This is a genomic window from Nguyenibacter vanlangensis, from assembly GCF_013376155.1.
GTDB classification, from domain to species: domain Bacteria; phylum Pseudomonadota; class Alphaproteobacteria; order Acetobacterales; family Acetobacteraceae; genus Gluconacetobacter; species Gluconacetobacter vanlangensis.
Genome location: NZ_JABXXP010000442.1, coordinates 1 through 2,398 on the forward strand (window position 1 = coordinate 1; position 2,398 = coordinate 2,398).

Genomic DNA, 2,398 nt, shown 5'->3' on the forward strand with positions numbered 1-2,398 from the left:
CAGGAGCGGCTGCGCCCGGGCGCGCGGACGGCGCTGGACAACCTGTTCCTGGCCGGGGACTGGACGGCGACGGGATTGCCCGCGACGATCGAAGGTGCCATGAGGTCGGGGGCCACGGCCGCGCAGGCGTTGCGCGCGCGCCGGTAATTGGCCCAATATCCAGGATCTTAGAGCATTTCCACTGAACGCCGGTTCGGTGGAAATGCTCCAGGTCATTATTTTATAGAGATCGGAACAGGTCCCGCATGGCGGCGGGGAACAGGGAATGATGGCGAACGCGACCGAGATGCTCGACACCTTACTCGATGCCGATGCCAGTGCCGATGCCGGTACGGCCGTGCCGATGGACGCGCCGATGGCGGCGATCGATCGGGCGGTCGAGGCGGCGCACGGCGCGCTGGGCCGCCGCCAGAACGCGGACGGGCACTGGGTGTTCGAGCTGGAGGCCGACGCGACCATCCCGGCGGAATATGTGCTGCTGGAACATTACCTGGACCGGATCGACCCGGCGCTGCAGGCGCGGATCGGCGTCTATCTGCGCCGCATCCAGGGCGCGCATGGCGGCTGGCCGCTCTATCACGGCGGCAGGTTCGACATTTCGGCGTCGGTGAAGGCGTATTTCGCGCTGAAGGCGATCGGCGACGATATCGACGCGCCGCACATGGCCCGGGCCCGCGCCGCCATCCTGGACCATGGCGGGGCCGAGCGCAGCAACGTCTTTACCCGCTTCCAACTGGCGCTGTTCGGCGAGGTGCCGTGGCATGCCACCCCGGCGATGCCGGTCGAGCTGATGCTGCTGCCGCGCAAGGCGCTGTTTTCGGTCTGGAACATGTCGTACTGGTCGCGCACCGTGGTCGCGCCGCTGCTGGTGCTGGCGGCGCTGCGGCCGCGGGCGGTCAATCCGCGCGGCGTGCACGTGCCCGAATTGTTCGTCACCCCGCCGGAGCGCATCCGCGACTGGATCCGCGGGCCGTACCGCTCGCCGCTGGGGCGGGTGTTCAAATATGTGGACAAGGTGCTGCGTCCGGCCGAGCGGATGATCCCGGAGAAGACCCGGCGCCGCGCGATCGCGGCGGCGGTGGATTTCATCGAGCCGCGCCTGAACGGCGTGGACGGGCTGGGGGCGATCTATCCCGCCATGGCCAATACGGTGATGATGTACCGCGCGCTGGGCGTGCCCGACAGCGACCCGCGCGCAGCCACCGCGTGGGAGTCGGTGCGCGGGCTGCTGGTGGAGCATGGGGACGAGGCCTATTGCCAGCCCTGCGTTTCGCCGATCTGGGATACCGGGCTGGCCGGCCATGCGATGATCGAGGCCGCGTCGGGCCCCCAGGGCGTCCGCCCCGCCGAGACGAAGCGGACGCTGGCCGCCGCCGCCGCCTGGCTGCGCGACCGGCAGATCCTGGACGTGAAGGGCGACTGGGCGATCAACTGCCCGGACGTGCCGCCGGGGGGCTGGGCCTTCCAATACCGCAACGATCACTACCCCGACGTCGACGATACGGCGGTGGTCGGCATGCTGCTGCATCGCGAGGGCGACCCGGCCAGCGAAGAGGCGATCGCGCGCGCGCGGCTGTGGATCATCGGCATGCAGAGCAGCAATGGCGGCTGGGGCGCGTTCGATATCGACAACAATATGGATTTCCTCAACCACATTCCCTTCGCCGACCATGGGGCGCTGCTGGACCCGCCGACCGCCGACGTGACCGCGCGGTGCATTTCGTTCCTGGCGCAGCTTGGCCACGCCGAGGACCGGCCGGTGATCGAGCGCGGCCTTGCCTTCCTGCGGTCGGACCAGAAGCCGGAAGGGTGCTGGTTCGGCCGGTGGGGCACCAACTACATCTATGGTACCTGGTCGGTGCTGTGCGCCTATAACGCCGCCGGCGTGTCGCGGGACGATCCGTCGGTGCGGCGCGCGGTCGACTGGCTGCGCGCCGTGCAGCGCGAGGATGGCGGCTGGGGCGAGGATTGCGCGTCGTACGAAGGCGCGGCGCCCGGCCGCTATACCGAGAGCCTGCCGTCGCAGACCGCCTGGGCGGTGCTGGGGTTGATGGCGGCCGGCCTGCGCGACGATCCGGCGGTGGCGCGGGGCATGGCCTATCTGACCCGGACGCAGAAGCCGGACGGGGAATGGGACGAGGACCCGTACAACGCGGTCGGTTTTCCCAAAGTATTCTATCTGCGCTACCACGGCTATCGCCAGTTCTTCCCGCTGCTGGCGCTGGCGCGCTATCGCAACCTGGCGTCGAGCAACACGCGCCAGGTGGCGTACGGGTTCTGACCGTTGGCCTGTCCCGGCCGGCTGGGCGTCGTGGTGGGGATGGAGGCCGAGGCGGCGCTGATCCGCGCCGTGGCCCCCGAAGCTGCGGTCGGCATCAGCGGCGCGACGGCGGACGGC

The 2,398-nt window shown here is 69.6% G+C and carries 2 protein-coding genes; both read left to right on the top strand.

All coding sequences use genetic code 11. The features are described from left to right. Nucleotides 1–147, top strand: a 147-nt coding sequence (locus tag HUK84_RS15035) for an FAD-dependent oxidoreductase (protein WP_176641009.1), incomplete at its 5' end; no start/stop codon positions are given. A gap of 196 nt (nucleotides 148–343) precedes the next feature. Further along, complete coding sequence (shc, locus tag HUK84_RS15040; RefSeq protein ID WP_246285705.1) at nucleotides 344–2,281, top strand: squalene--hopene cyclase; 1,938 nt, start codon at nucleotides 344–346, stop codon at nucleotides 2,279–2,281. The last annotated feature ends 117 nt before the right edge of the window (nucleotides 2,282–2,398 follow it).

Bases quoted from the DNA above. Each gene is read 5' to 3' on its own strand.
- shc (WP_246285705.1), top strand. From the start codon at position 344: ATGGACGCGCCGATGGCGGCGATCGATCGGGCGGTCGAGGCGGCGCAC.